This is a genomic window from Yunchengibacter salinarum, assembly GCF_037658235.1.
Classification (GTDB): domain Bacteria; phylum Pseudomonadota; class Alphaproteobacteria; order Sphingomonadales; family Kordiimonadaceae; genus Yunchengibacter; species Yunchengibacter salinarum.
The window spans coordinates 132744-157399 of record NZ_JBBJLN010000007.1 but is presented as its reverse complement, the minus strand read 5'-3'; the positions used below and the strand labels follow the sequence as shown (position 1 = coordinate 157399).

Genomic DNA, 24656 nt, shown 5'->3' with positions numbered 1-24656 from the left:
GCCGGTCAGGGTGTGGGCGGCGGTATGGTGCCGAAGCTGCGCACCAGCGAGCCCGCCAGCAGATTCCAGCCGTCCACCAGCACGAAAAAGATCAGCTTGAACGGCATGGAAACCATCACCGGGGGCAGCATCATCATGCCCATGCTCATCAGGACCGAGGCGATCACCATGTCCAGCACCAGAAAAGGCACATAGATCAGGAAGCCGATTTCGAAACCGCGCCGGATTTCACTGATCATGAAGGCCGGGATCAGCGTGGCCATGGAAATGTCTTCCGGGTTTTCCACCGTTTCATTCGGGACATTGCCCAGATCCATGAACAGCTTCAGATCGTTTTCGCGTACCTGGCTCATCATGAAGCCGTGCAACGGCCCGCGGGCGCGTTCATAGGCATCGAACTCGTCGATCTCTTCCTTGATCAGCGGGTCGATGGCGTTTTCCCAGACCCGGTCGAACACCGGCGCCATGACATAGAGGGTCAGGAAAAAGGCCAGCGATATCATCACCATGTTGGGGGGGGAGCTTTGCGTGCCCATGGCGTTGCGCAGGATGGAGAACACGATCACCATGCGCACGAAGCTGGTGACCATGATCAACATGCTGGGCGCCAGTGAAATCACCGTGATCAGCAGGATGAGTTGGACCACGCGCCCCGTGAGCGTGCCGGATTCGCCAAGATCCAGATTAACCGACTGGGCCGCGCCGGGCTGGCTGAGGGCCACCACCATGACGGCCATGATCGCGAGCGCCCCGGCCACGGGCAGCGCCCATTTCAGGGCCTGTCGCAGACCACGCCGGGCATCATCGGCGATCTGGCCATAGTCGGGCGTGGACGCAGGGGAGAATTTCGCGGTCATGACGGGTCACTCAACTGGTCCTGAAAGGTGCCGCCGGTATCGGCTGGCGTGCGATCGATCAGGCGGCTGCCTTCCTGACCGACGGCAAGAAGATAACGGTGCCCCCGCCAGCGCACAAGCACAAGGCGGTTGCGCGGGTCCAGCGCGCGGGTTTCCAGAACCTCCACTTCCCGCGATTGGCCGCGCGGGCCAAGGGGAACGCCCGGAACCAGATTGAAGCGGCGCACCAGCCACGCACCGCCGAACAGCACCCCAAGCAGTATCAGCAGCACGCTGAGCGCGCTCAGGATATCCACCACATAGCTGCTGTCATCCATCGCCGTTTCCTTCAAGCCGGGGCTGTGCCGGGGCATGGCGGTACACGCCTTCCACCGCATCGGGGCGCGCGCCGGTGCCGACGCTGACCGTCGTGGCGCCATGGTCGCCGCTGGCCTCCTGGTTCGCGCGGTAAACCCGTTCCAGCACCATGGATACAGCCGTCAGTGCTTCCAGCGGAATGGGGCTGTCCACCTCAAGCGTGGAGAGAATGTCCACCAGGGCCGCATCTTCGCGTACCTTTACACCATTGGCGAAGGCGATATCCAGAATCCGTTCCGCCAGCGCGCCTTCACCGGTGGCCGTGACACGGGGCCCGCCAGCGGCGCTATCACCGGACACCGCCACCGCCCGCCTTGGCGCTGACCCGGCCCCATGTTCAGGGGCATCCCGGTTGCTGGTGTGATCATTGCCCATGCCCCCAGTGAAGGCGGAAAGGGCCGGCTTTTGCAAGGGGGGACTTGCGGTGTGGCGCTCTTAAACTGGCACCATGATTGCATATCATTCATCCGACCACGGTGTCGGGGCTGAGAACGACCCCATCGGCAAGGGAAGGGTGACAGAATGAGTATGCAGGATCTGAGTGTGATGTCGGCGCTGAAGGAGCGCATGATCTGGCTGACCGCCAATCAGCAGACCATCGCCGAGAATGTGGCCAATGCGGATACCCCCGGTTATCACGCCAAGGAAATGCCCGGTCAGTCTTTCGGCGGCATGGTGGAAAAGCTGGCCAGCCGCACCGATGATGCCGGTCGCCCGGCATCCAGTGCCGGCGCACGCGGCGCCGCCGGGGCCGGTGGCCGCGATCAGCGGGTGCCCGAAGCGCGCGAGGCCGACACCGAAGTGACGCCGGATGGCAATGCCGTCGTGCTGGAGGACGAGATGATCAAGCTGGCGGACAATCAGATGAATTACGGCATGGTGGCCAATCTGTACAAGAAGAACAGGGATATTCTGTCAGCCGCCCTGGGCAGGGCCTGAACACAGGCCGGATGACCGCCAGCCCGCCCGGAATGAACACTGACCGCCTGAGCCAAGGAGACGAACAATGGACCTGAAACAGTCAATGATGGCATCCGCATCGGGCCTGAAAGCCCAAAGCACCCGGATGCGGGTCATCTCGGAAAATCTTGCCAATGCGGGCACGCAGGCGTCCGAGCCGGGCGGCGATCCCTATCGGCGCAAGCTGATCACGTTCAAGGCGGAACTGGACCGCGCCAGCGAGGTGACCCTTGTGAAATCGGATCGGGTGGTTCATGATCAGAGCGACTTCGGCAAGAAATACGATCCGGGCAATCCGGCTGCCGATGCGGACGGTTATATCAAGACCACCAATGTGAACAGCATGGTGGAAATGATGGACATGCAGCAGGCGCAGCGCTCCTACCGTTCCAATCTGAACGCCATGGAAAGCGCGCGCCGGATGGCGACCCAGACGGTCGAACTGCTGCGTTAGGGCGTGGTGAAACGGGCCTGCCCTCTTGGCCGCGGGCCCGGAAAGGTGTGACACATGGACATCAAGAATTTCGACGCTGCCAGTGCCTATGCCCGCGCGTCCCAGGCACTTCAGAGCGGCGGGGCGGACAAGGCCGACGCCGCGGGCGAGGGGCAATCCGGCTTCACCCAACTGCTGGAAGACAGCCTGAAGAATGTGCGCGACACCAGCGAGCGGGCGGAAACCGCCTCGGCGCAGGCGGTGCGCGGCGAAGGCAATCTTGTGGATGTGGTCACGGCGGTCTCGGACGCGGAAAATACCGTCAATACGGTGGTGCGCGTGCGGGACAAGATTCTGGAAAGCTATAACCGGATCATGCGGATGCCCATTTAGGGCCTGTCGGCACGCCGGTTCCCGCCAGGGCCTGGTTCGGGAAACGGCGTCTATCACCATCATCGGCGCGCCTTTGCACCCGGCATACTTTGCCGTGGGGGGTGCTTTTTGCCGTGCATGGGCCAATGTTGCCCGGTTCTGCCGGTGCGTTGATTGACAGCCGCTTGAAAGCGCGGGCAGACTGCCGGGCGATGCACCACTCGCGGGCCGCGCGCCCGACCGGTTAACAGTGACGGGAACCAGCCAATGACCGGCCCTGAAGTTCTGGATGTGGCGCGGGATGCGCTGACCACGCTTTTGTCGGTGGCGGGGCCGATCATGGCCATCGCGCTGGGCACCGGCCTTATCATCGCGCTGTTCCAGGCCATGACCCAATTGCAGGAAATGACCCTGACCTTCGTGCCGAAGATCATTGCGGTGTTCCTTGGGCTGACCCTGCTTCTGCCGCGCATGGGGCAGCTTCTTGGCAGTTTCATGGACCGGATCGCCGACAAGATCGTTACCGGCGGGGGGTGATCATGCTGGGAGATGTGCTGCCCGCCGAGGCTTTCGGCTATCTTCTGGTTCTGGTGCGCATGTTGCCGATGGCGCTGATCATGCCCGCCCTTGGCGACCGCAGCATCCCCACCCGCATCCGAACCACCCTTGCCATGGTCATCAGCCTGCCGGTCTATCTGTCGGTGCAGGCCCACCTGCCGGATATGCCGGCCTCGCCCTTTGGGCTGGGGGCGCTGATGCTGCGGGAACTGTTGCTGGGCAGCATGGTGGCCTATGCCGCCCGCGTGCTGGTCTCGGCAAGCCATGTGGCGGGCACGGTGATCGCCTTCAATACGGGCCTTGCCGCGGCACAGAGTTTCGACCCGTCCCAGGGAACCCAGTCGGCCACCGTGGCCACCCTGCTGACCCTGATCGCCACGGCGCTGATTTTCGTGACCGACCTGCACCATGTGCTGATCCTGGGCATGGTGGAAAGCTATACGAAGTTTCCCGCCGGTTCGGAGCTGATGGTGGCGGATTTTGCCGGTGTCATGATCGGCTTCGTGTCCGATGCGTTTTATCTGGGCATCCAGATGGCCTCGCCCTTCATGGTCTATGCCCTGATCTTCAACACGGGCCTTGGCCTGGTGGCGCGCCTGTCGCCATCGCTTCAGATCTTCTTTATCGCCATGCCCATGAATATTCTGGTAGGCTTCACCCTGTTGTCGCTGGTGGTTGGCACCATCATGCGAGTATATCTGGACCATGTGCGGCAGATGTTTCTGGGGTTCATGGGCTGATGGCCCTTAAGGCGCGCACGCGGGAACACCATGGCGGACGACGAGGAAAAAACAGAGGAGCCCACCTCCAAAAAGCTGGATGACGCCAAGGAAAAGGGCGACATGGCCGTTAGCCAGGAAGTGAAAACCTGGGTCATGCTGATCGTCGTCACCTTCCTTATGGCCATTGCCGCCCCGTGGTTTGCCGGATCGCTTCGGGACATATTGTCCGTCTATATGGAGCAGATTCACGGTATTTCGCAGGGCACCACGGGGATAATGCCACCCATAATCGGGCTGATTTCCGAGGTGGGCGTGCTCATGGCGGTGCCGTTCAGCGTGTTGATGCTGGCGGGGTTTCTGGGCAGCCGGGTCCAGAACCCCGTCGTTTTCACCAATGAAAAGCTCAAACCCAAGCTCAGCAATATGAGCCCGGCCAAGGGGCTGAAAAAGATTTTCGGCACCCAGAGCCTGATCGAGCTGCTGAAAACCCTTCTGAAATTCGCCGCTGTGGGCTTCACCGTTCTGTTGATTGTCTGGCCGGAGCGGGACCGGCTGGACACGCTGGTCATGGTGCCCATAGAGGAGACCGTGGAGGTCATCTTCATCATGGTGGTGCGGGTTCTGATCGGGGTGACACTGGTGGTCACCATCGTGGCCGCCATCGATATCGCTTATCAGAAGCACAGCTACCACGAAAAGATGAAGATGACGAAGCAGGAGGTGAAGGACGAGCGCAAGCAGCAGGAAGGCAGCCCGGAGGTCAAGAAGAAACTGGCCCAGATCCGCGCGGAACGGGGCCAGCAACGTATGATGGCCAGCGTGCCCAATGCGGACGTGGTGGTGACCAACCCCACCCACTTCGCCGTGGCGCTGGAATACAAGCATGGCACCATGGATGTGCCCAAGGTGATCGCCAAGGGGACGGAGGAAGTGGCCCTGCGCATCCGCGAAACGGCAGAGGAACATGGCATCCCCGTGCTGGAAAACCCGCCGCTGGCGCGGGCGCTGTTCGCATCCGTCGATCTGGATGAAGAAGTGCCGCCGGAGCACTACAAGGCCGTGGCCGAAGTGATCGGCTATGTGATGCGCATGAACAAGGCCGCTGGCGGGCGCCGGCGCGCCGCGGGTTAGGGGGCGCCAATGTCGCGCCTGCCGCAGCAGCATTCCGACCCACCCAATGGCTTTGGCGGCCTCGCCCGGCCCGTTCGTATCGCGGCACTGGCCCTTGTGGCGGCGGTGGTGGCCTTTGCCCTGGGGCTGTTTCTGGCCGGAATGACATCGGCGCTGCTGCCCGCTGTACTTGTCATGGCGGGCGGTGGGGCGCTCGCCCTTTGGGATCATTTCCGGCAGGGCAATGGCGGCGCGGTGGCCCCGCCCGCCGTGCAGCGGGATATCCGGCTGGTGCTGCGGCTTACGGCCATGTCGCGCCGGTGTGTTCTGGTCACCGATATGGACGGGGTTCGCGTCGCCTCCAACAGTCGCTTCGATACGCTGTGTGGCGGCAACCGCGCCGGTCTGGCGGATGCGCTGGGGCCGGAGCAGGCGTCGGCACTGATTGCCGCCATTCGGGGCCGGGATGCGGTGGACAGAACGCTGGAACGCACGCCTGTCGGCCCCGTGACCCTGACGGTGGAGCGCACGAGCCGCCACCTGATATGGCAGATCAGCACCCGTGATCCCGCGCCGCGGCTTGAGCGGGAGATGGGCGACCTCATGTACGGCGTCGGCCCGGCGCTGGAAGCCCTGTCGATCGGTGCGGCGGTGCTGGACCCTGCCGGGCGGCCCGTGTATCTGAACACCGTGTTGCGTCGCTGGCTGGGGCTTCACGGCGACGGGGCGGCGCCTCAGGGGCTGACCCTGTCCGGTGAAAACGGGTCACTCGCCTGTGCCGATGGCAGCGTCATGCCGGTGACGGTGGCCACCACGCCCTTGCCCGTCAGGCGAAAGGGGGAAATGTTTGGCAGCCTGGCGCTGGTTCGGGATGCGCGCGGGGCGCGGTCGCTGCCCAGCATGGCCGCGCTGGACGAGTCCGCTCTTACCCTGTTGCTGGATCAGGCCCCCATTGCCATGGCGCTGCTGGACGGTGAAGGCGCCGTGATCAGGGCCAATGCCCGCTTTGAACGCCTGAGTGAGGGGGATGGCGGTGAGGGGCGCCTGGCGGCGGAGGCGGTCATCGTCCCGGAGGACCGTGGCCTGATGCGGGATCGGCTGGAGGCGGCCATCAATGGCGCGGCGCCCGATGCACCGGTGGACGTGCATCTGGCGGTGGACGGCGCACCCGCCCGGCTCCATGTGGCCGGTCTTCAACATTCCGGGGATGTGGCTGCCGCCCTGTATCTGGCCGATGCAAGCCAGGAAAAATCCTTTGAGCAGCAGTTCGTTCAGGCGCAGAAAATGCAGGCGGTGGGGCAGCTCGCGGGCGGCGTGGCGCATGATTTCAACAATCTGCTGACCGCCATACTGGGTTTTTGCGATCTGCTGCTGTCCCGGCACGGGGCGGGGGACCCGTCCTTTTCCGACATCATCCAGATTCGCCAGAATGCCAACCGGGCCGCCAATCTGGTGCGCCAGTTGCTGGCGCTGTCACGGCAGCAGACGCTGCGGCCCAGAGTGATCTATGTGACCGATGTGCTGGCGGAGCTGAGCGCCCTGCTGCGCCGCCTGATCGGGGAGCCGATCGAGCTGGACGTACAGCATGGGCGGGAGCTGCCGCCGATCCGGGTGGATCAGGGCCAGTTCGAGCAGGTGATTGTCAATCTGGCGGTCAATGCCCGCGACGCCATGCCGGATGGCGGGCGACTGTCGATCCGTACCGTCGCGGTGGCCCCCGGTGACGCCGTTTTCGCCGCTCATCCCGAGGTGCCGCCGGGCCATTATCTGAAGCTGACCATCCGCGACAGCGGCGTGGGCATCCCGGAGGATATTCAGGCCAAGGTGTTCGAGCCCTTCTTCACCACCAAGCAGTTGGGGCAGGGGACCGGGCTCGGCCTTGCCACCGTTTACGGTATTGTCAAGCAGACCGGCGGGTTCGTCTTTCTTGATTCCAGCCCGGATGCGGGCACCACCTTCACGCTGCTGTTCCGCGCCCATGAGGGCGATACGGACGATGCCCCCGACGGTGAGGGGCATGACGACGCACAGGAACGTCAGCGCGACCTGACCGGCAAGGGCACCATTCTGCTGGTGGAGGATGAGACCGCCGTGCGCCTGTTCGCCGCCCGCGCCCTGGCCAACAAGGGATATCAGGTGATGGAGGCCGATTCCGCCGAAACCGCGCTGGAATTGTATCAGGACGCGGAGGGCGCCGTGGACCTGATCATCAGTGATGTGGTGATGCCCGGCATGGATGGCCCGGCCTTGATGGAGGCGATCGGCGCGCAAGGCCCCCGTCCGCCGGTGATTTTCATATCGGGTTATGCGGAAGACATGCTGCGCAAATCCCTGGAAGGGGACGATGTGCGCTTCCTTGGCAAGCCGTTCTCCCTGAAAAGCCTGGCCGAAGAGGTCAAGAAAACCCTCTCGCCCTGACATTGCCCCGTTGGGTGGCCTTGTTCGGGAACGCTTTTTCGACCTGATAAGAACAAATCAGGAATTTCCCTATTGCAATATAGAACAAATATCGTACAAATGACCCGTTGAACGGTGCTTTTGCCTATGGAATAAGGGGGTTCAAATGACCATGCCGGAGTTGGAGCTTGTGAAAGGATCATCCGTGGACAAGACAAAAGCACTGGAAGCCGCGCTGGGCCAGATCGACCGGGCCTTTGGCAAGGGGTCCGTCATGAAACTGGGCGCCAAGGAGCGCACCGTGGATGTGGACACCATTTCCTCAGGGTCTCTCAATCTGGATATCGCGCTGGGAATCGGTGGCTATCCCAAGGGCCGTGTCATCGAGATTTTCGGCCCGGAAAGTTCGGGCAAGACCACGCTGGCGCTGCACGCCACGGCGGAAGCCCAGAAACAGGGCGGGGTTGCCGCTTTCGTGGATGCGGAACACGCGCTGGACCCGGTGTATGCCCGAAAGCTGGGCGTGGACGTGGAAGAATTGCTGGTCAGCCAGCCGGATACCGGTGAACAGGCGCTGGAAATCGCGGATACGCTGGTGCGCTCCGGCGCGGTGGATATCCTGGTGGTGGATTCGGTGGCCGCCCTGACCCCCAGAGCCGAGCTTGAGGGGGAGATGGGGGACAGCCATGTGGGCCTTCAGGCGCGGCTGATGAGCCAGGCGCTGCGCAAGCTCACCTCGTCCATTTCCCGGTCCAACACCATGGTTATCTTCATCAACCAGATCCGCATGAAGATCGGTGTCATGTATGGCAGCCCGGAAACCACCACCGGTGGGAACGCGCTGAAATTCTATGCGTCCGTCCGGCTCGATATCCGCCGTATCGGCGCGGTGAAGGACAAGGGCGAAGTGGTGGGTAATGCCACCCGCGTGAAAGTGGTGAAGAACAAGATGGCGCCGCCGTTCAAGCAGGTGGAATTCGACATCATGTATGGCGAGGGTGTCTCCAAGATGGGCGAGCTGGTGGACCTTGGCGTCAAGGCTGGCGTGGTGGAAAAATCCGGCGCCTGGTACAGCTATGACAGCCAGCGCATCGGCCAGGGCCGGGAAAACGCCAAGCAGTTCCTGCGCGAAAACCCGGATGTGGCGGAAAAGATCCAGAAGACCATCCTGTCCAATGCCGGTCTGGTGAATGAAGCCATGCTGGCCGATCCGGGCAAGGGCAAGGAAGACGACGAATAGCCCGTTCCCCGCTGCCCGGAACGGCGGCGGGCGAAAACGGGGGCAGCCATCTCCGCCGCTTTGGGCGGGGTGGCTGGACAGGGGGCGGGTGCGGCGCTAAAACGGCGGCTGTTGACGGGACGTTCAAAAGGTCGCCTGAACGCGCACCCACCGTGATCACAGCCAAACAGGATGGTTTTGCATGGCCGCCACTGCCCCCACCACCAATGAAATTCGACAGACATTTCTGGATTTCTTCAAGCGGGAAGGCCACACCGTGGTCCCGTCCAGTCCCCTGGTGCCGCTGAACGACCCCACCCTGCTGTTCACCAATGCGGGCATGGTGCCGTTCAAGAATCTGTTCACGGGCGCCGAGACGCGGGATTATGTGCGCGCCGCCTCCAGCCAGAAATGCGTGCGTGCCGGGGGCAAGCACAATGATCTGGATAATGTGGGCTATACGGCGCGCCACCATACTTTCTTCGAGATGCTGGGCAATTTTTCCTTTGGCGACTATTTCAAGGAAACCGCGATCGACCTGGCCTGGCGGCTGATCACACAGGAATTCGGCATTGACCCGGATCGGTTGACCGTCACCGTCTATCATGAGGATGACGAGGCGTTCGATCTGTGGAAATCCATTGCCGGGCTGCCGGATGAGCGGATCATCCGCATCGCCACCAGCGACAATTTCTGGTCCATGGGCGATACCGGCCCGTGCGGTCCCTGTTCCGAGATTTTCTATGACCACGGCCCCCATATCGCCGGTGGCCCGCCCGGCACGCCAGAGGAGGATGGCGACCGGTTCGTGGAAATCTGGAACCTGGTCTTCATGCAATATGAGCAGATGGCGGACGGCACCCGGATCGACCTGCCCAGCCCCAGCATCGATACAGGCATGGGGCTGGAACGGATCGCCGCCGTGCTTCAGGGCACCCATGACAATTACGAAATCGATACATTCCGCCATCTGATCAAGGCGTCCGTGGATGTCACCGGCGCGGCGGAGACGGACGAGACCCGCGCTTCGCACCGGGTGATCGCGGACCATTTGCGCAGCGCCTGCTTCCTGATCGCCGATGGCGTCATGCCCGCCAATGAGGGGCGCGGCTATGTGCTCAGGCGCATCTTGCGACGCGCCATGCGCCACGGCCATATGCTGGGGGCCGATGATCTGGTGATGCACCGCCTTGTGCCGGCGCTGATTGGTGAAATGGGGGATGCCTTCGGTGAACTGCGCCGCGCCGAAAGCCTGATCGTGGAAACCCTGAAGCTGGAGGAATCCCGGTTCCGCAAGATGCTGGACACCGGCCTGACCTTGCTGGAGGAGGCCGTGGCCGCGCTGCCGGAAGGGGCTGATCTGCCGGGGGATGTGGCATTCAAGCTCTATGACACCTATGGCTTCCCGCTGGATCTGACCGAAGACGCCCTGCGCGCCGAGGGGCGCGGCGTGGACAAGGCGGGTTTCGATGCCGCTATGGAAGAGCAGCGACGTCTGGCCCGCGCCAGTTGGAGCGGGTCCGGCGATACGGCATCCGAGAAGCTTTGGTTCCAGTTGAAGGACCGGCTGGGGGCCAGTGAATTCCTGGGATATACAGCCACGGAAGCCGAAGGTACGGTTCAGGCGCTGGTGGCCGACGGCGCGGAGCTGCCATCGGCCAGAGCGGGCGATACGGTGCGCCTGATCGCGGATCAGACCCCGTTTTACGGCGAATCCGGCGGCCAGATGGGTGATACCGGCACCATAAGCGGGCCGGGCGTGTCTCTGGTGGTGACGGACACGGTGAAAGCCGCCGGTGGCCTGCATGTGCATGTGGCAAAGGTGCGGGAAGGTACCGTCAAGCCGGGGGACCGGCTCGGCTTCGCCATTGATGCCGACCGGCGGGACCGGCTGCGCGCCAACCATTCCGCCACCCATGTGCTGCACGAGGTATTGCGCCGCGAACTGGGCGACCATGTAACGCAGAAGGGTTCGCTGGTGGCGCCGGATCGCTTGCGGTTCGATATCGCTCATCCCAAGCCGGTTGACCGGGCGCAGCAGGCGCGCATCGAACAGGCGGTCAATGCCATGATCCGCGCCAATGGCCCGGTGGAAACCCGCCTGATGGATTATGATTCCGCGCTGGAGGCCGGGGCGCTGGCCCTGTTCGGTGAGAAATACGGCGACGAGGTGCGCGTGGTGGCCATGGGCGGCGCCGACGGGGACGCGGGCAAGGACGGCTTTTCCGTTGAGCTGTGCGGCGGCACCCATGTGCACCGGCTAGGCGATATCGGGTTGTTCGTGATCGTGGGCGAAAGCGCGGTATCCAGCGGCGTGCGGCGGATCGAGGCGCTGACCGGCCAGGCGGCGTTCGATTTTCTGGCGGATCGCCGGGCGCGACTGGCGGAGGCGGCGGACCTGTTGAAAACCGTGCCGGACGAGGTGCCGGATCGCATCCGCGCCCTTCAGGATGATCGCAAGGCGCTGGAACGCCAACTCAAGGAAGAGCGCAAGAAAGCCGCGCTCGGTGGGTCCGGTGGCGGTGCGGAAGCCGAGCAGGTGGGGGATGTGAAGCTGATCGCCCAGGTGCTCGACGGCGTGAACCCGAAGGACCTGCGCGGCCTTGCGGACGAGGCCAAGAAAACCCTCGGTTCCGGCGTGGTGGCGTTTGTGGCAGTCAATGACGGCAAGGCGGCGCTGCTGGTGGGGATCACATCGGACCTGACCGAGCGATTGAGCGCGGTGGACCTGGTGCGCGCCGGGGCCGCTGCGGTGGGCGGCAAGGGGGGCGGTGGCCGCCCGGACATGGCTCAGGCTGGCGGCCCGGACGGTGACAGCGCCGAAGCGGCGCTCAATGCCATCCGCGATGCCATGAAGGCAGCCTGATATGACAGTGCACCCGCCCGACGCGTTAGGTATGCGACGGCGGGTGTATGATTTTCTGGAACTGGGTGGTTTCGGCGCCTGGCCCGCGCGCCTGTTCCAGTATTTCATGGTGGCGCTGATTGTTACCAATGTGGCGGCTGTCGCGATGGAGACGGTGGACGACCTCTGGGAAAGCCACAAGCGGGCTTTTCTTGCGTTCGAGATTGTCTCGCTGGCGCTTTTCAGCCTGGAATATGTGGCCCGTGTCTGGGTTTCCGCGGAACGGGAGCCCGACGGCGCGGTTTCCCCGCTACGGGCCCGCCTGCGCTATATGGCTACCCCCATGACCCTGATCGATCTGGTGGCCATTCTGCCTTTGGCCCTGCTTGCGGGGCCGGGGGTGGACCTGCGTTTTCTGCGCATATTCCGGTTGCTGCGTCTGTTGAAACTGGTCCGGTATTCCGCGGCTCTGGCCACATTGGGCCGGGCCGTCTATGCCGAGCGCATGGCGCTGCTCGCCTCTCCGGTGGTGATGCTGGGCCTGTTGTTCCTGTCCGCGGCGCTGATCTATTTCGCCGAGCGCGATGTGCAGCCGGAAGCGTTCGGCAGCATCCCGCGTGCCCTGTGGTGGGCGGTGGCGACACTGACCACGGTGGGGTATGGCGATGTGGTGCCCGTAAGCAATCTGGGTCGATTGCTGGGCGGTCTGGTGATGGTGTCGGGGCTTGGCTTTTTTGCGCTGCCCATTGGCATTATTGCTTCCGGCTTCACGGAGGAAATTCACCGTCGGGAATTTCTCGTGCCCACCGGGCTGGTGAATCGCAATCTCCTGTTTTCCGGTCTTGACCGGGATGTCACCGCCGCCATTGGCGCGCGTATGCGGCCCATAACGGCGGCGCCCGGCATGGTGCTGGCCCATCGCGGCGAGCAGGAGACCGGCCTTTTTCTGATCCTGTCCGGGGAAGTGACCCTGTTTCTGGACCGGCGCGGGATCGATCTGGGTGCGGGTGACTTTTTCGGGGACATCAGCCCCGTGCGGGATGATGGTGTGCAGCCGCCCGCCGTGGCACGCAGCCGGGTGCGTATGCTGTGGATGGATCGGGAGCGTCTGGAAGACAGTCTGGCGGCCACACCCCGCATTGCCCATAATGTGCGCCTGGCGGCGGATCGGACGCTGGCTGCACTGTTGAAGGCGGGCCGCCTGAGCGAGGATGACGTGGCGCGCCAACGGCACTGGGTGGACGCGGCCCTGATGGAACTGGGCATTGACCCTGCCGATCATTCCGCCGAGCACGCGCCAACGGGAGGGGCGGGGCAGGGTTGACGCGCCCTCAGCCACCTGAACCCTCAACTGAAAAAGCACAGACCCCTTAAAAACAAGGGCCCCGCGGCGCAAACCGCGAGGCCCGTTACGGATCGAACAGCGCCTGGCGTGGTTAAATGGCCAGTTTCGCTTTCAGGTTCTCGTCGATCTTGTCGAAGAACTGGTTGGTGGTCATCCAGTTCTGATTGGGGCCGATCAGCAGCGCCAGGTCTTTGGTCATGAAGCCGTTTTCCACGGTTTCGATGCACACCCGTTCCAGCTTTTCGGCGAAATCGGTTACTTCCGGTGTGTCGTCCATCTTGCCGCGATATTTCAGGCCACGGGTCCAGGCAAAGATGGAGGCGATCGGGTTGGTGGAGGTTTCCTTGCCTTCCTGATGCTGGCGATAGTGGCGGGTCACCGTGCCGTGGGCGGCTTCCGCTTCCACCGTGCCGCCGTCCGGCGTCATCAGTACGCTGGTCATCAGGCCGAGCGAGCCGAAGCCCTGGGCCACCGTGTCGCTCTGCACGTCGCCATCATAGTTCTTGCACGCCCAGACAAAGCCGCCGGCCCATTTCAGGGCGCAGGCCACCATGTCGTCGATCAGGCGGTGTTCATAGGTCAGGCCCGCATCGCGGAACTTGTCGGCGAATTCGTTTTCATAGACTTCCATGAACAGATCCTTGAAGCGGCCATCATAGGCTTTCAGGATCGTGTTCTTGGTGGACAGATAAACCGGATAGTTCCGCATCAGCCCGTAATTCATCGAGGCGCGGGCGAAATCCCGGATGCTGTCATCCAGATTGTACATGCCCATGGCAACGCCGGAGGAGGGGAAGTCAAAGACTTCCTTTTCAATGGCTTCGCCGCCGTCTTCCGGCTCGAAACGCATGGTCAGCTTGCCCTTGCCCGGCACCTTGAAATCGGTGGCGCGGTACTGGTCGCCGAAGGCGTGGCGGCCGATGATGATGGGTTGGGTCCAGCCCGGTACAAGGCGCGGCACATTCTGCATGATGATCGGCTCGCGGAAGACGGTGCCGCCGATCAGGTTGCGGATGGTGCCATTGGGGCTGCGATACATGCGGTTCAGATCGAATTCTTCCACCCGCGCTTCGTCCGGGGTGATGGTGGCGCATTTCACACCAACGCCATGTTCCTTGATGGCCTCGGCGGCATCCACGGTCACCTGGTCATCGGTGGCGTCCCGGTTTTCGATGGACAGGTCATAATAGCGCAGGTCCACATCCAGATAGGGGCGGATCAGCCGCTCCCGAATCCAGTCCCAGATGATCCGGGTCATTTCGTCGCCGTCGATCTCGACGACGGGATTTTTTACCTTGATTTTGCTCATTGGGTCCCTCTGGCGTTACAGTGTGAATCTGGGGAGGAGGCCGCGTCTGCCCCCTTTTGCGCCCCTTGCAACCCTTTCGGGTCGTCGAATCGCGGCGGAGCCTATCACCAAGCCCCATCTGGGTGAAGGTGAAATGGCCAAAAAAGCGGACAGCGTGATTCCGCCGTTTGAACAGGGTCTTGCCAGGCCCGGAAAGCCCCGCGAACAGTGCGGGCAAGGGCGGCCAGGCTCAGAACAGGGCGCTCTCGCTTGGCCGGGTGCTGCGCGACGTGTGGCCGAGAAGACCAAGCGCCTCTTCCGCCGATGCGGCCACTTGCAGGATGCCGCGGTGTTTTTCGTCCGCAAAGCCAGCTTCCAGCACATGGTTCACCAGCTCCAGCAGCGGTGTCCAGTAATTCTCGTGGTTGATCAGGATGATCGGCTTGTCGTGCAGGCCCAGTTGCACCCAGGTCATCACTTCCAGCGTTTCATCCAGCGTGCCGAATCCGCCCGGCAGGACGATAAAGGCATCGGAGCGGTCGAACATCATTTTCTTGCGCTCGTGCATGTTTTCGGTGATGTGGGTTTCGCTCAGCCCGTCCTGAACGATTTCCACATCGTCCAGATGGCGGGGGATGATGCCCACCACCTCGCCGCCCGCGTCCCTGGCCGCGCGGGCCACCACGCCCATCAACCCGATGCTGCCGGCGCCATAGACCAGTGTATGGCCGCGTTTCGCCAGCCCCTGACCGATGGTTTCCGCCATGTCCTTGTAGGCGGGATGGTTGCCCATTCGGGAACCGCAATAGACACAGACGGAGCGGATGGGCCGGGAGGCGTTGTCCTGCATGTGAACTCCTGTGAATAAAAGGCTGTCAGGTGCGCCTTAACCCAGACGGCGCGACGGGTCACGTCTTGATTTTGACATCTTTATCGCAATTTTATCGGCTAAATGATAGCGTCCGATCACCGGTTTGGGCGGGTCGAGCGAAGTTAAAGTGGGGTGCCATGGCACTTTTTGATATGGAAACCGCCGAAGGGCGCAGGAATGCGCTGTCCATCCTGTCGCTCGCCGCGCTTGTGGTGGTCGGTATCGTCGTGCTCGTGATGAGCGGCGGCAGCGGTGATCGGTCGCCACAAGATGCCGATAAAGGGCGGGACGAGAGCGCTGCCACCGCCCCTTCACCAAATCGTGATGCCGATGGGTCGACGCCTTCGGGCGGCGATGGCAAGGGCGCGGCCCCCGATGGGGTTGCGGCGCGCCCCGCCTTTGACCTGGTGCGCATTTCCCGTGGCGGTACCGGGGTGATAGCCGGGCGTATGGCGCCGGGTGTGGAAGTGCGGCTTTTTGCCAATGGCAAGCAGGTGTCGGCGGTCACGGCGGATCAGAACGGCGAGTGGGTGATGATTCTGGAGGAACCGTTGCAGAGCGGTTCCGTCAAGTTGACGCTGGAAGCGGGCGGCGATGGTGATGCGCCCCGCGAAGCGGAAAACGTGGTGGTGGTCTCCGTTCCCGAACGGGACAGCCGCCGCTTCATGGAACGGCAGGAAAACGGGGTGGTCGCCGTGCTCAGCCCGCGGGACGGGGAGGGCGGCAGCCGTGTTCTGCAAAAGCCCGGCGTTACCGGGTTCGGCGAGGTGGGGGACAGCCTGGCCATTGACGTGATCGATTATGGCGCGGGCGGTCACGCGGTGGTGACGGGCCGGGCGCTGCCACGGGCCGATGTGCGGCTGTATCTGGATGAGGCTTTCGTTGGCCAGTCCAGGGCGACGGACGAGGGGGACTGGACCCTGAAACTGTCCGATCCGCTCCAGCCCGGCAGGCATGTTCTGCGCGCGGATCAGACCGTGGGCGGCGACGGGGAGGTGAAATTGCGCATCACCCAGCCCTTCACCACGGGCGAAAAGATCAAGGCCGCAGAGGCCGAAAGCGGTGTGATCGTGCGGCCCGGCAACACGCTGTGGGAAATTGCACGCCAGCTATACGGCACCGGTTTCCGCTATACGCTGATTTTCCGGGAAAACAGCGAACAGATCGCGGACCCGGACCTGATCTATCCGGGGCAGGTGTTCGATCTGCCACGGGAACAGCCGCAGGAAAGCGATCAGGAAAGCGATGCTGATGGCGGTGACGGCGACAGCGGGTCCGGGGCCGGGTTCCAAACGGGGCGCTGAGCCGGGCGTTTATCCATTATCCGAATGATTTTACAGGCGGGAATGCGGGCCTATACCGGCTTCAGGTGGGCGTGCAGCCCGCGCAGATGGGTTTCCGCTTCCAGCAGGATCACCGCCAGCGCGGCCATCAATTCCTGCCCCAACAGGGGCCGGTCGCACCCGGTGCGGCTGTGATAGGTGACGGTGCCGTCCCTGGATATGTCATAAACGCCGTCAAGGGTGCGGTTGCAGCGGCTGATCCGCTCGATCGCCAGGCCGCGCTGCATGGCATCTTCAACCGTGTAATAAAGCTGGCCCAGCGTACCGGTCAGCCGGATTTCACAGCTTCCGTCCGCGGCTTCGGTGCACACGGCATGAAAAGCGATGCCTTCCCAGTTGAAGTCGATGGCATGGAACTGCTGTTCCTCAACCTTCTGGAGGTGGCCCTCCCCCTGGCGCAGGGTTTCTTCCAGTTTCATAGGCACATGCATCATGAGCGGTTTATTCTCGAAAATCAGAGCCGTTGACCGGAGGCGGACACGAACCGGTCAGCCCGGCGCATCTCCCTTGCGGTGCCAGTATTGTCGCAGGCGCCAAGGTGTTGGCAAGCGATTTCTTGCATTCAATGACGCACCGGTGCGCGGCCATGCTTGACGCGGGCGGGCCATCTGGTCACCTTTAGGGCCGAATTCGGAATATCATGCTCGCGCTGCCGGTAAAAGCCGGCGCGGAGAAACAGGAACAGGAAACAAGCCCATGAAAGCCAGCGATGCGGTCCTCACCCCCATTCACCGGGAGGGGCATCTGTTCGTCGCCCTCTTTTTCGTCGCCTCGCTCGTCCTGTTCATGATCGCGGAACCGCTGGGCTGGATCGGGATGGTGGCCACGGCCTGGTGCGTCTATTTCTTCCGTGACCCGGAGCGGGTGGTGCCCCGGCAAGAGGGCGTCATGGTTGCCCCGGCGGACGGCGTGGTGAGCGCCGTCAGCGCCGCCGCCCCGCCGCCGGAGCTGGACATGGGCAGCGAGCCTGTCACCCGCATCTCCATTTTTCTGTCTGTTTTCGACGTGCATGTGAACCGCGTGCCCGCTGCCGGTTCCATCGACAAGCTGATCTATGTGCCGGGGCGTTTTCTCAATGCGGCGGACGAGGCGGCCAGCCATGAGAACGAGCGCCAGCTTGTGGCCATGACCACCGAGGACGGCGCCCGCATCGCCTTTGCCCAGGTGGCGGGGCTGGTGGCGCGGCGCATATTGTGCGACCTGAAGGTGGATCAGAAGGTGGCGCGCGGGGAGCGGTTCGGCCTGATCCGCTTCGGCAGCCGCACGGATATCTACCTGGCCCCAAAACAGGAAGCCATGGTCAGTGAAGGTCAGACCATGATCGGCGGGGAAACCGTGATCGCCCGGATGAAGGCGTAAGGCCATGACCCAGGCTGACCCCCCGCTGATCCGCAAGGTTTCCATCCGCACCATATTGCCCAGCGCCGTGACGCTGATGGCCTTCACGGCGGGCCTGACGGCGATCCGCTTTGCCTTTCAGAGCAAATGGGAACTGGCCGTGGCGGCCATTGTGGTGGCGGGCATTCTGGATGGGCTGGATGGAACCGTGGCCCGCCTGCTCAAATCCACCAGCCGCTTCGGCGCGGAGCTGGATTCGCTGTCGGATGTGGTGGCCTTCGGCGTGGCGCCCGCCGTGGTGCTCTATCTGTGGGGGTTGCAGACCCTGGATCGGCCCGGCTGGGCGGTATCCCTGATCTTCGCCATCGCCATGGCGCTCCGGCTGGCCCGGTTCAATGCCCAGCTTGAGCTTGAGGATGCGGAAGAGCCCCGGCGGCGGCTCGGCTTTCTAACCGGTGTGCCCGCGCCCATGGGGGCGGGGCTTTTGATGATGCCGCTCATGGCCGATTTCGCGCTGGAAGACAGCCTGATTTTTCACCATCCCTGGTTTGTCGCGCCCTATGGCATTGGTGTGGCCATGCTGATGGTGTCCACCCTGCCCACCTTTTCACTGAAGGCATTTCGCATTCCAAGGGCCCTGTTCGCCCCCTTCATGCTGCTGATCGGCGCCACGCTGGCGGCGCTTTTCGCCCAGACATGGGCGGTGCTGTTCACCATTGCGGTGATCTATGTGCTGTCCCTGCCGCTGAGCTGGCTGGCCTATCGCCGCCGTCGCAATCGCCGTAACCGTCGGTAATCCCGGCGAGGTTTTCCACCGCTTCCTGCTTTTTTATTCCGCCGCTTTCCGCCCCGGCGCAGATCCGGTCGCCGGGTCGGTTCGTGACTCATCCGGCGCGGCCTTTTCCGCGCGTTTGGCCGCTTTTTTCAGGCGCCAGCGTTCGGGCAGGGCGAGGGCGGCGGGGGTGATCACCAGGGTGAGGATGGTGGCGATGCCCAGCCCCCAGACCACGGCCACCGCCAGATCAACCCAGAACTTGGCGTTGGGCGAGCCGAATTCCATGCTGGCGGTGAAGAAATCGATATTGAACTTCAGCGCCATGGGCAGCAGGCCGATCATGGTGGTGGTGGTGGTCAGCAGAACGGGCCGCAGCCGCTGCGCGCCGGTGTGAATAATTGCTTCAATGGCGGGAATACCCTGTGATTTCAGGCGATTGAAGGTGTCGATCAGCACGATGTTGTTGTTTACCACAATGCCCGCCAGCGCCACGATCCCCATGCCGGTCATGATCACGGAAAATTCCCGTTCGCTCACCAGCAGGCCGAACAGCACGCCGATGGTGGCCATGACGACGGAGGTGAGGATCAGCAGGGTCTGATAGAAGCTGTTGAATTGGGCCAGCAGAATCAGCCCCATCAGCGCCAGAGACGCCACCATGGCGGTGACGAGGAAACTGGCCGCGTCCTGCTGCACTTCGTCGCTGCCCTCGAAATGAATGCCGACCCGGCGATCAAAACCCTGATCCTTGATCCAGCCCTTGATGTCTCCCACCACCCGATTGACCAGCACGCCTTTCTGCACATTGGCGCTGATCGTCACGGCGCGTTCCATGTTCACGCGGGTGATCTTGCCCACTTTCTGCGTGGGCGCGCGCTCCACGAGGTTGGAGATGGGGACACCGCCCACCGGGGTCTGGATCATCAGATCGTCCATCGCCTGAATACCGCGATATTCGGCGGGAAAGCGGATGCGTATGTCCTCCTCCTCGATGGTGTCCGCCGGGCGATAGCGGCTGGCAAGAAGACCGTTTGTCATCAACTGGATAAAACCGCCCACGGTGGTCACATCCGTGCCGAAGCGGCCCGCCTCCGCGCGGTTCACCCGCATGGACCAGTCGATGCCCGGCACATGACGGGTATCCTCCACTTCCAGCGTGTCGTCCCTTTCCGCCAGGCGGTCCCGGATCGCCGCCACCACCGGGGTGATCAGGCCCGGATTTTCCGCGCTCACCCGGATCTGCACATCCTTGCCCTGAATGGGGCCGAATTCGGCTTCCGCCAGCTCCACGCGGATGCCTGGCACATCGGCCACGCGGGCGCGCAGGTCCGCCTTGATGTCCGCCACGGGCGCGCGCTCGAACCAGTCTTCCAGCATCAGGTTGATGCGGCCCACCACGTCCTCCGAGCCGCGAATGTCGCTGTTATTGGTCATGGTGGTGGACCAGATCGCCTCTATGCCAGGCGTGTCGCGCACCCGGTCTTCCACCTGGCGTACCAGGCTGTCCACCTGCTCGATGGCCATATTGCCGCGGGCATGGATCAGCAGCCGCACATAAGGCGGGTCGGTGTCGGCAAAGGCGCGACTGCCAAGCCCGGCCTGCACATAGGCCACCACGATCAGCGCCATGATGGCCGCCGTACCCGCCAGAACCCGGCCCGGATGCCGTGTTACGGCGGTGAGGATTTCACCATACCAGCGAGTGATGCCCCTGAGCTTCGACACGTCGAACCGGCTGTCCTGGGCCAGGGTCTGCATCTGGCCGGGGTTGGCCTGACTGGGCCGACCGATGACGGCGCCCAGCGTAGGCAGGAAGATCATCGCCATCAGGAAGGAGCCGATCAGGGTGTAGATCACCGTGATCGGGATGTAGGCCATGAATTTGCCGATCACGTCCGGCCAGAAGACAATGGGCAGAAAGGCGGCCATGGTGGTCAGCGTGCTGGACAGGATGGGCATGGCCATGCGCTTGGCCGCCATGCGATAGGCCTGATCCCGGCCCAGTCCTTCCACCATTTTTCGGTCGGCATATTCGGTTACCACGATCGCCCCGTCCACCAGCAGGCCGACGGACAGGATCAGCCCGAACATCACCACATTATTGATGCTGTTGCCGGTGAAATAGAGCAGCAGAATGCCGAACAGGAAGGAGCCGGGCACGGAAATCCCCACCAGCAGCGCCGACCGCCCGCCCAGCGCCGCCACGATGATGATGGAAACCAGCACGATGGCCGAGACCACATTGTTGCGCAGGGTGGCCAGAAAGTCCGACACTTCGACGGACTGGTCGAACAGATAGTCATGGCGCACGGATTCCGGCCAGTCCGCGCTCATGGCGGCGATCACCGCCTTGGCGCTGTTGGCGGCCTCCACCGCGTTGGCCTCGGAGCGTTTCTTCACCTCGATGGTGAAGGCGGGCTGGCCATCATAGCGCGCCAGCGACGTGGCTTCCTTGAAGGTGCGGCGCACGTCCGTTATGTCGCCCAGCGTGACCACGCCGTCCGGCGATGACTTGATGGGCAGCGACAGCACGTCATTGGCATTTTCCACCAACCCGTCCACCCGCACTGAAAAGCGCCCGGTGGCGCCGCTGACCGCGCCCGCCGCCACCAGCCTGTTATTGCGCTGGACCACGTTCAGCAGTTCCTGCGGCGTTACGGCATTGTTGGCCAGCTTGCGCGGGTCGATCAGCACTTCCAGCATCCGGTCCCGCTCGCCCTGTGTCTCCGCCTCAAGGATCAGGGGCTGGGCTTCCAGCTCCTCCCGCGCGGTGCGCACGATGTCCACCATGGTCTGTTCCGGTGCCGTGCCATGCAGCACGATGGTGATGACCGGCTCCTCGCTGGTGGAAAACTCGTTCACCAGGGGTTCCAGCGTATCTTCCGGCAGGCGGGATTTGCCCATGTCCACGGCTTCCCGCACATCGGTGCGGGCGCGGTCCTGATCCACGTCGGGATAGAATTCCAGAATGATATAGGCGCCGCCTTCCCGGCCTACGGCGGTCAGTTCCTTGATCCCCTCGATGGAGCGCATATGGGTTTCCATCGGCTTGATCAGAAGGCGCTCCGAGTCTTCCGGGGAAATGCCGTCATGCGCCATGTTCACCAGAAAGACGGGGAAGGGGATGTCCGGCTGCTCTTCCTTGACGATGTTGAAATAGGCGTAAAAACCCGCGCCCAGGATCATGACCAGCAAAGTGATGATCAGGCGCTTGCTGCTGACGGCCAGGTCGATCAGGGTATGCATCACAGTCCCCCGCTTGCGCGCGCGGGCGGGCCGCTCTTGCCTGTGGAAACCGCGGCATCCCCGGCGGGCGTGTCGGCGTCAGACACGGCGCGCACGGTCTCCCCGGCGGTGACGAAATTCTGCCCCACGGTGATGATGCGCACCTGATCCGGCAGGCCGGAAAGCCACAGTCCGTCATCATCGTCCGCCAATATGGAAACCCGGTGGAAGCGCACCTGGCCTTGCGGGTCCACCGTGCGTACGCCAAGCGCGCCTTCGCTGTCCAGCACAAGGGCGGAAGCGGGCGCGCGGTGGGCGCTGACCTCTGCCACATCAAGGGAAATATCGGCGGCCAGCCCGCTTTTCAGCCGACCATCCGCATTGTCCACCAGCACTTCCACGCGGAAGGCGCGTGTTTCGGTATTGGCCACGGCAGCAATGCTGCGAATGGTGCCGGTGTAGCTGCCAAGGCCGGCCACCTCCACCGATGCGCTGCCCCCGGCGGACAGGCTGGACACGTCTTCCCCCGCCACTTCCCCCACGGCCAGATAAGGATCGGTGGACACCAGCCGCCCACAGGCTTCACCGGGGCGCAGATAGCTGCCCACCTCGGCCATCCGGCGGTCGAAAATGCCGTCAAAGGGCGCACGGATGCGGGTATTGTCCAGCGCGATCTGTCGACGGGAGACCAGGGCGCGCGCCGCTTCCAGCGCCGCTTCCGCCGCCGCCAGTTGGGTGCTGGACCGGTGCCCCCCTTCGAACAGGCGCCGGGCCGCGGTCATTTCCTGTTCCCGCTGGGCGAGGGTGGCTCTGGCTTCCGCCAGTTCCGCTTCCCGTTCATCGGGGGCCAGGCGGCATAAGATATCACCCGCCGAAACTATGGCGCCGGGTGTGGTGGGCGTGGCTTCAACCCGACCGGCCACTTCGGCCATCACGGTCACTTCCCTTATGGCTTGTGTGCGGCCCCGCAGGTCGGCCTGTCGGGTAAAGGGGCGGGCGGCACTGTCCTGCACCTGAACGGAAAAGCGGGAATCGGCCTGGCTTTCCGGCCTGGTTTCAGGCGCGTCATCATCCCGGAGCACCATGCCCCCTGCCAGATAGAGCGCCAGAACGCCGGTGATGGCGAGAGCGGTTGGAACAGGCTTCAACATGCGGAATGTGTTCCTCTCAGTGGTTTCCGTTCGGTTTTTGCGACCATGGATGGCAAGATCATTCTAGGGTGACCCGGCGGGTTTGGCGAGGGGTGTTCAGGTGTTAATCCGTCCTACGGCGCGCTTGGCGGACTGGATGACCGCGCCAGACCCAAAGGGCACATCTTCGACGAGCGGACATGGCCGGGACTGGCATGTGGTTTGCTTGTATTGCCGGGAAAGGCCCCGCCCGGCCTGCGCCCGTCGGCGCCCGGCGGTGGGGCGGCTGGACCGAAGGAGACCGTCATGGCCAAAAGCGCGCATACATCACCCGCCGGGCGCCCGGCAAAAGCTGCCCTTGTCATGGTGGCGGCGCTGAGCCTTGGGGCGTGTGGCGGCACCACCGATCTGTGGCAGGCTGGCGACGAGATTGAGGTGAAGGCGCAGGCCCAGCGCCTGGACAATCAGGTTTATGCCGTCAGCGAGGACAGCCGGGAACTGAAGGCCCGTTTCGATGCGCTGGAGCAGCTTTATCTGGACCTGGCCCGCGAACTGGAGGAGCAGAAAAACCGTATCCGGTCCATTCGGGAAACAGCCGTGCAGGCCGCCACCACCGCCAATGAGGCGACGGTGCGAGAGGTGCGCGGCGAGATGAACGACATCCAGTCCCAGATGCAGTCACTGGAAAACCGCCTGTTCGGCCTGCAGGTTTCCGACCGGCGGCGGTCGGAAAACGAGTCGGGCGATGGCGACGGTGGGCCGGCTGATACCACCGGGCAGGGGATGTCCGGGTTCAGCCCGTCCATGGAGGCCAATACGGGTGGCGGGTCCGGCGATGGCAATGGCGGCGGGTCCGGCGGCACCACCGGCGATGATGATGGCAGCGACGATACGGCTGCCGCTTCGAGCGGGCCGCAATTCGGTATGCATCTTGGGTCCTATCGTTCCAGGGGGCAGGTGCCGGAGGCCTGGAATCGCATGAAGTCCACCTTTGTTGGCGAACTTCAGGGAATGACGCCGCGTGTCTATGTGCAAAGTCAGGAAGGCATTGGCACCTTTCTGCGGCTGATCGCCGGGCCGTTGCCCAGCGAGCAGGCCGCCCGTGCCGCCTGTGACCGCATCCGTGATCAGCAGGATACGCAATATTGCCGAATTTCCGAATATCAGGGCGAACCCCTGAATGAGAGCGGGTAAGCCGCTCGCGGCCCCGGTGTCCGGCACGCCGCATCCTGTGCAGCCCATCCTGTCAAAACCGCCGCGCCCTGCTTCAAGGGCCGTGGCGGTTTTTCATCTCAACGCCTGTTTCAGGCTGTGCCGCACCAGAATGGTCAGCCCGTGGGCCAGGCTGAGCAAACCGGCGACCCCGATCAGGGCAAAGGCGGCGAGCGAAAGCATATGACTGTCCATGGGATATCCTTTCCTGATGTGCCATATGCTATAGAAATCATGTTATGTTCTCATTGTAAAGAACAATATTAGAACATAGGCGGACATTACAGGAACATATTATA

22 protein-coding genes are annotated in these 24656 nt (G+C 63.2%); 14 read left to right on the top strand and 8 right to left on the bottom strand.

Annotation, left to right across the window (positions count from 1 at the left end; genetic code table 11):
• Positions 1–5 precede the first annotated feature (5 nt).
• From fliP to WGH93_RS09425, 3 genes are all read right to left on the bottom strand, one after another.
• Positions 6–737: a flagellar type III secretion system pore protein FliP gene (gene fliP, locus WGH93_RS09435; protein ID WP_374764680.1), complete on the bottom strand. Its 732-nt coding sequence runs from the start codon at positions 735–737 to the stop codon at positions 6–8.
• A 116-nt stretch (positions 738–853) separates the two neighbouring features.
• Positions 854–1174: a FliO/MopB family protein gene (locus WGH93_RS09430; RefSeq protein WP_374764631.1), complete on the bottom strand. Its 321-nt coding sequence runs from the start codon at positions 1172–1174 to the stop codon at positions 854–856.
• Positions 1167–1514 carry an EscU/YscU/HrcU family type III secretion system export apparatus switch protein gene (locus tag WGH93_RS09425; RefSeq protein WP_374764630.1) on the bottom strand — a complete coding sequence of 116 codons (348 nt, stop codon included), beginning with the start codon at positions 1512–1514 and terminating at the stop codon, positions 1167–1169. Before WGH93_RS09425 ends, WGH93_RS09430 begins: the two co-directional genes overlap by 8 nt.
• A gap of 222 nt (positions 1515–1736) precedes the next feature.
• On the opposite strand from WGH93_RS09425, the gene WGH93_RS09420 reads away from it, so the two are divergent.
• From WGH93_RS09420 to WGH93_RS09375, 10 genes are all read left to right on the top strand, one after another.
• Positions 1737–2153, top strand: coding sequence for a flagellar basal body protein (locus WGH93_RS09420; protein WP_374764629.1), 417 nt, complete (start codon positions 1737–1739; stop codon positions 2151–2153).
• Between the two features lie 67 nt (positions 2154–2220).
• Positions 2221–2628, top strand: coding sequence for a flagellar basal body rod protein FlgC (gene flgC / locus WGH93_RS09415; RefSeq protein ID WP_374764628.1), 408 nt, complete (start codon positions 2221–2223; stop codon positions 2626–2628).
• 54 nt (positions 2629–2682) lie between these two features.
• Positions 2683–3000 carry a flagellar hook-basal body complex protein FliE gene (fliE, locus tag WGH93_RS09410; RefSeq protein ID WP_374764627.1) on the top strand — a complete coding sequence of 106 codons (318 nt, stop codon included), beginning with the start codon at positions 2683–2685 and terminating at the stop codon, positions 2998–3000.
• Positions 3001–3246: 246 nt separating this feature from the next.
• The gene (fliQ, locus tag WGH93_RS09405) at positions 3247–3516 is read left to right on the top strand and encodes a flagellar biosynthesis protein FliQ (protein ID WP_374764626.1); all 270 of its coding nucleotides are present in this window, start codon (positions 3247–3249) and stop codon (positions 3514–3516) included.
• A 2-nt stretch (positions 3517–3518) separates the two neighbouring features.
• On the top strand, positions 3519–4277 hold the full coding sequence (gene fliR, locus WGH93_RS09400; protein WP_374764625.1) for a flagellar biosynthetic protein FliR: 759 nt from the start codon (positions 3519–3521) through the stop codon (positions 4275–4277).
• A 30-nt stretch (positions 4278–4307) separates the two neighbouring features.
• On the top strand, positions 4308–5390 hold the full coding sequence (gene flhB / locus WGH93_RS09395) for a flagellar biosynthesis protein FlhB (protein ID WP_374764624.1): 1083 nt from the start codon (positions 4308–4310) through the stop codon (positions 5388–5390).
• A gap of 9 nt (positions 5391–5399) precedes the next feature.
• Positions 5400–7787 carry a hybrid sensor histidine kinase/response regulator gene (locus tag WGH93_RS09390; protein ID WP_374764623.1) on the top strand — a complete coding sequence of 796 codons (2388 nt, stop codon included), beginning with the start codon at positions 5400–5402 and terminating at the stop codon, positions 7785–7787.
• A gap of 145 nt (positions 7788–7932) precedes the next feature.
• Positions 7933–9006, top strand: a complete 1074-nt coding sequence (gene recA, locus WGH93_RS09385) for a recombinase RecA (protein WP_374764622.1) — start codon at positions 7933–7935, stop codon at positions 9004–9006.
• 181 nt (positions 9007–9187) lie between these two features.
• The gene (alaS, locus tag WGH93_RS09380; RefSeq protein WP_374764621.1) at positions 9188–11851 is read left to right on the top strand and encodes an alanine--tRNA ligase; all 2664 of its coding nucleotides are present in this window, start codon (positions 9188–9190) and stop codon (positions 11849–11851) included.
• Between the two features lies 1 nt (position 11852).
• Entirely contained in the window at positions 11853–13154 is a 1302-nt protein-coding gene (locus WGH93_RS09375; protein ID WP_374764620.1) for an ion transporter, read from the top strand.
• 112 nt (positions 13155–13266) lie between these two features.
• On the opposite strand, the gene WGH93_RS09370 is transcribed toward WGH93_RS09375, so the two are convergent.
• Positions 13267–14484, bottom strand: coding sequence for an NADP-dependent isocitrate dehydrogenase (locus WGH93_RS09370; protein ID WP_374764619.1), 1218 nt, complete (start codon positions 14482–14484; stop codon positions 13267–13269).
• Between the two features lie 229 nt (positions 14485–14713).
• Positions 14714–15313, bottom strand: a complete 600-nt coding sequence (locus tag WGH93_RS09365) for an LOG family protein (protein ID WP_374764618.1) — start codon at positions 15311–15313, stop codon at positions 14714–14716.
• A 158-nt stretch (positions 15314–15471) separates the two neighbouring features.
• On the opposite strand from WGH93_RS09365, the gene WGH93_RS09360 reads away from it, so the two are divergent.
• Complete coding sequence (locus WGH93_RS09360; RefSeq protein WP_374764617.1) at positions 15472–16638, top strand: LysM peptidoglycan-binding domain-containing protein; 1167 nt, start codon at positions 15472–15474, stop codon at positions 16636–16638.
• 50 nt (positions 16639–16688) lie between these two features.
• On the opposite strand, the gene WGH93_RS09355 is transcribed toward WGH93_RS09360, so the two are convergent.
• The gene (locus tag WGH93_RS09355) at positions 16689–17111 is read right to left on the bottom strand and encodes a hypothetical protein (RefSeq protein ID WP_374764616.1); all 423 of its coding nucleotides are present in this window, start codon (positions 17109–17111) and stop codon (positions 16689–16691) included.
• Positions 17112–17373: 262 nt separating this feature from the next.
• Here WGH93_RS09355 and WGH93_RS09350 point away from each other — a divergent pair, with 262 nt between their 5' ends.
• Positions 17374–18036: a phosphatidylserine decarboxylase gene (locus tag WGH93_RS09350; protein WP_374764615.1), complete on the top strand. Its 663-nt coding sequence runs from the start codon at positions 17374–17376 to the stop codon at positions 18034–18036.
• Positions 18037–18040: 4 nt separating this feature from the next.
• Entirely contained in the window at positions 18041–18811 is a 771-nt protein-coding gene (locus WGH93_RS09345) for a CDP-alcohol phosphatidyltransferase family protein (RefSeq protein ID WP_374764614.1), read from the top strand.
• A gap of 33 nt (positions 18812–18844) precedes the next feature.
• Here the strand turns inward: WGH93_RS09345 and WGH93_RS09340 are convergent, their stop codons facing one another.
• On the bottom strand, positions 18845–22036 hold the full coding sequence (locus WGH93_RS09340) for an efflux RND transporter permease subunit (RefSeq protein ID WP_374764613.1): 3192 nt from the start codon (positions 22034–22036) through the stop codon (positions 18845–18847).
• Complete coding sequence (locus WGH93_RS09335; protein ID WP_374764612.1) at positions 22036–23166, bottom strand: efflux RND transporter periplasmic adaptor subunit; 1131 nt, start codon at positions 23164–23166, stop codon at positions 22036–22038. The genes WGH93_RS09340 and WGH93_RS09335 overlap by 1 nt, the downstream gene beginning before the upstream one ends.
• A 285-nt stretch (positions 23167–23451) precedes the next feature.
• Between WGH93_RS09335 and WGH93_RS09330 the strand changes: the two genes are divergently transcribed.
• A complete protein-coding gene (locus WGH93_RS09330; RefSeq protein ID WP_374764611.1) occupies positions 23452–24339 on the top strand; it encodes an SPOR domain-containing protein in 888 nt (295 codons plus the stop codon).
• Positions 24340–24656: the final 317 nt, after the last annotated feature.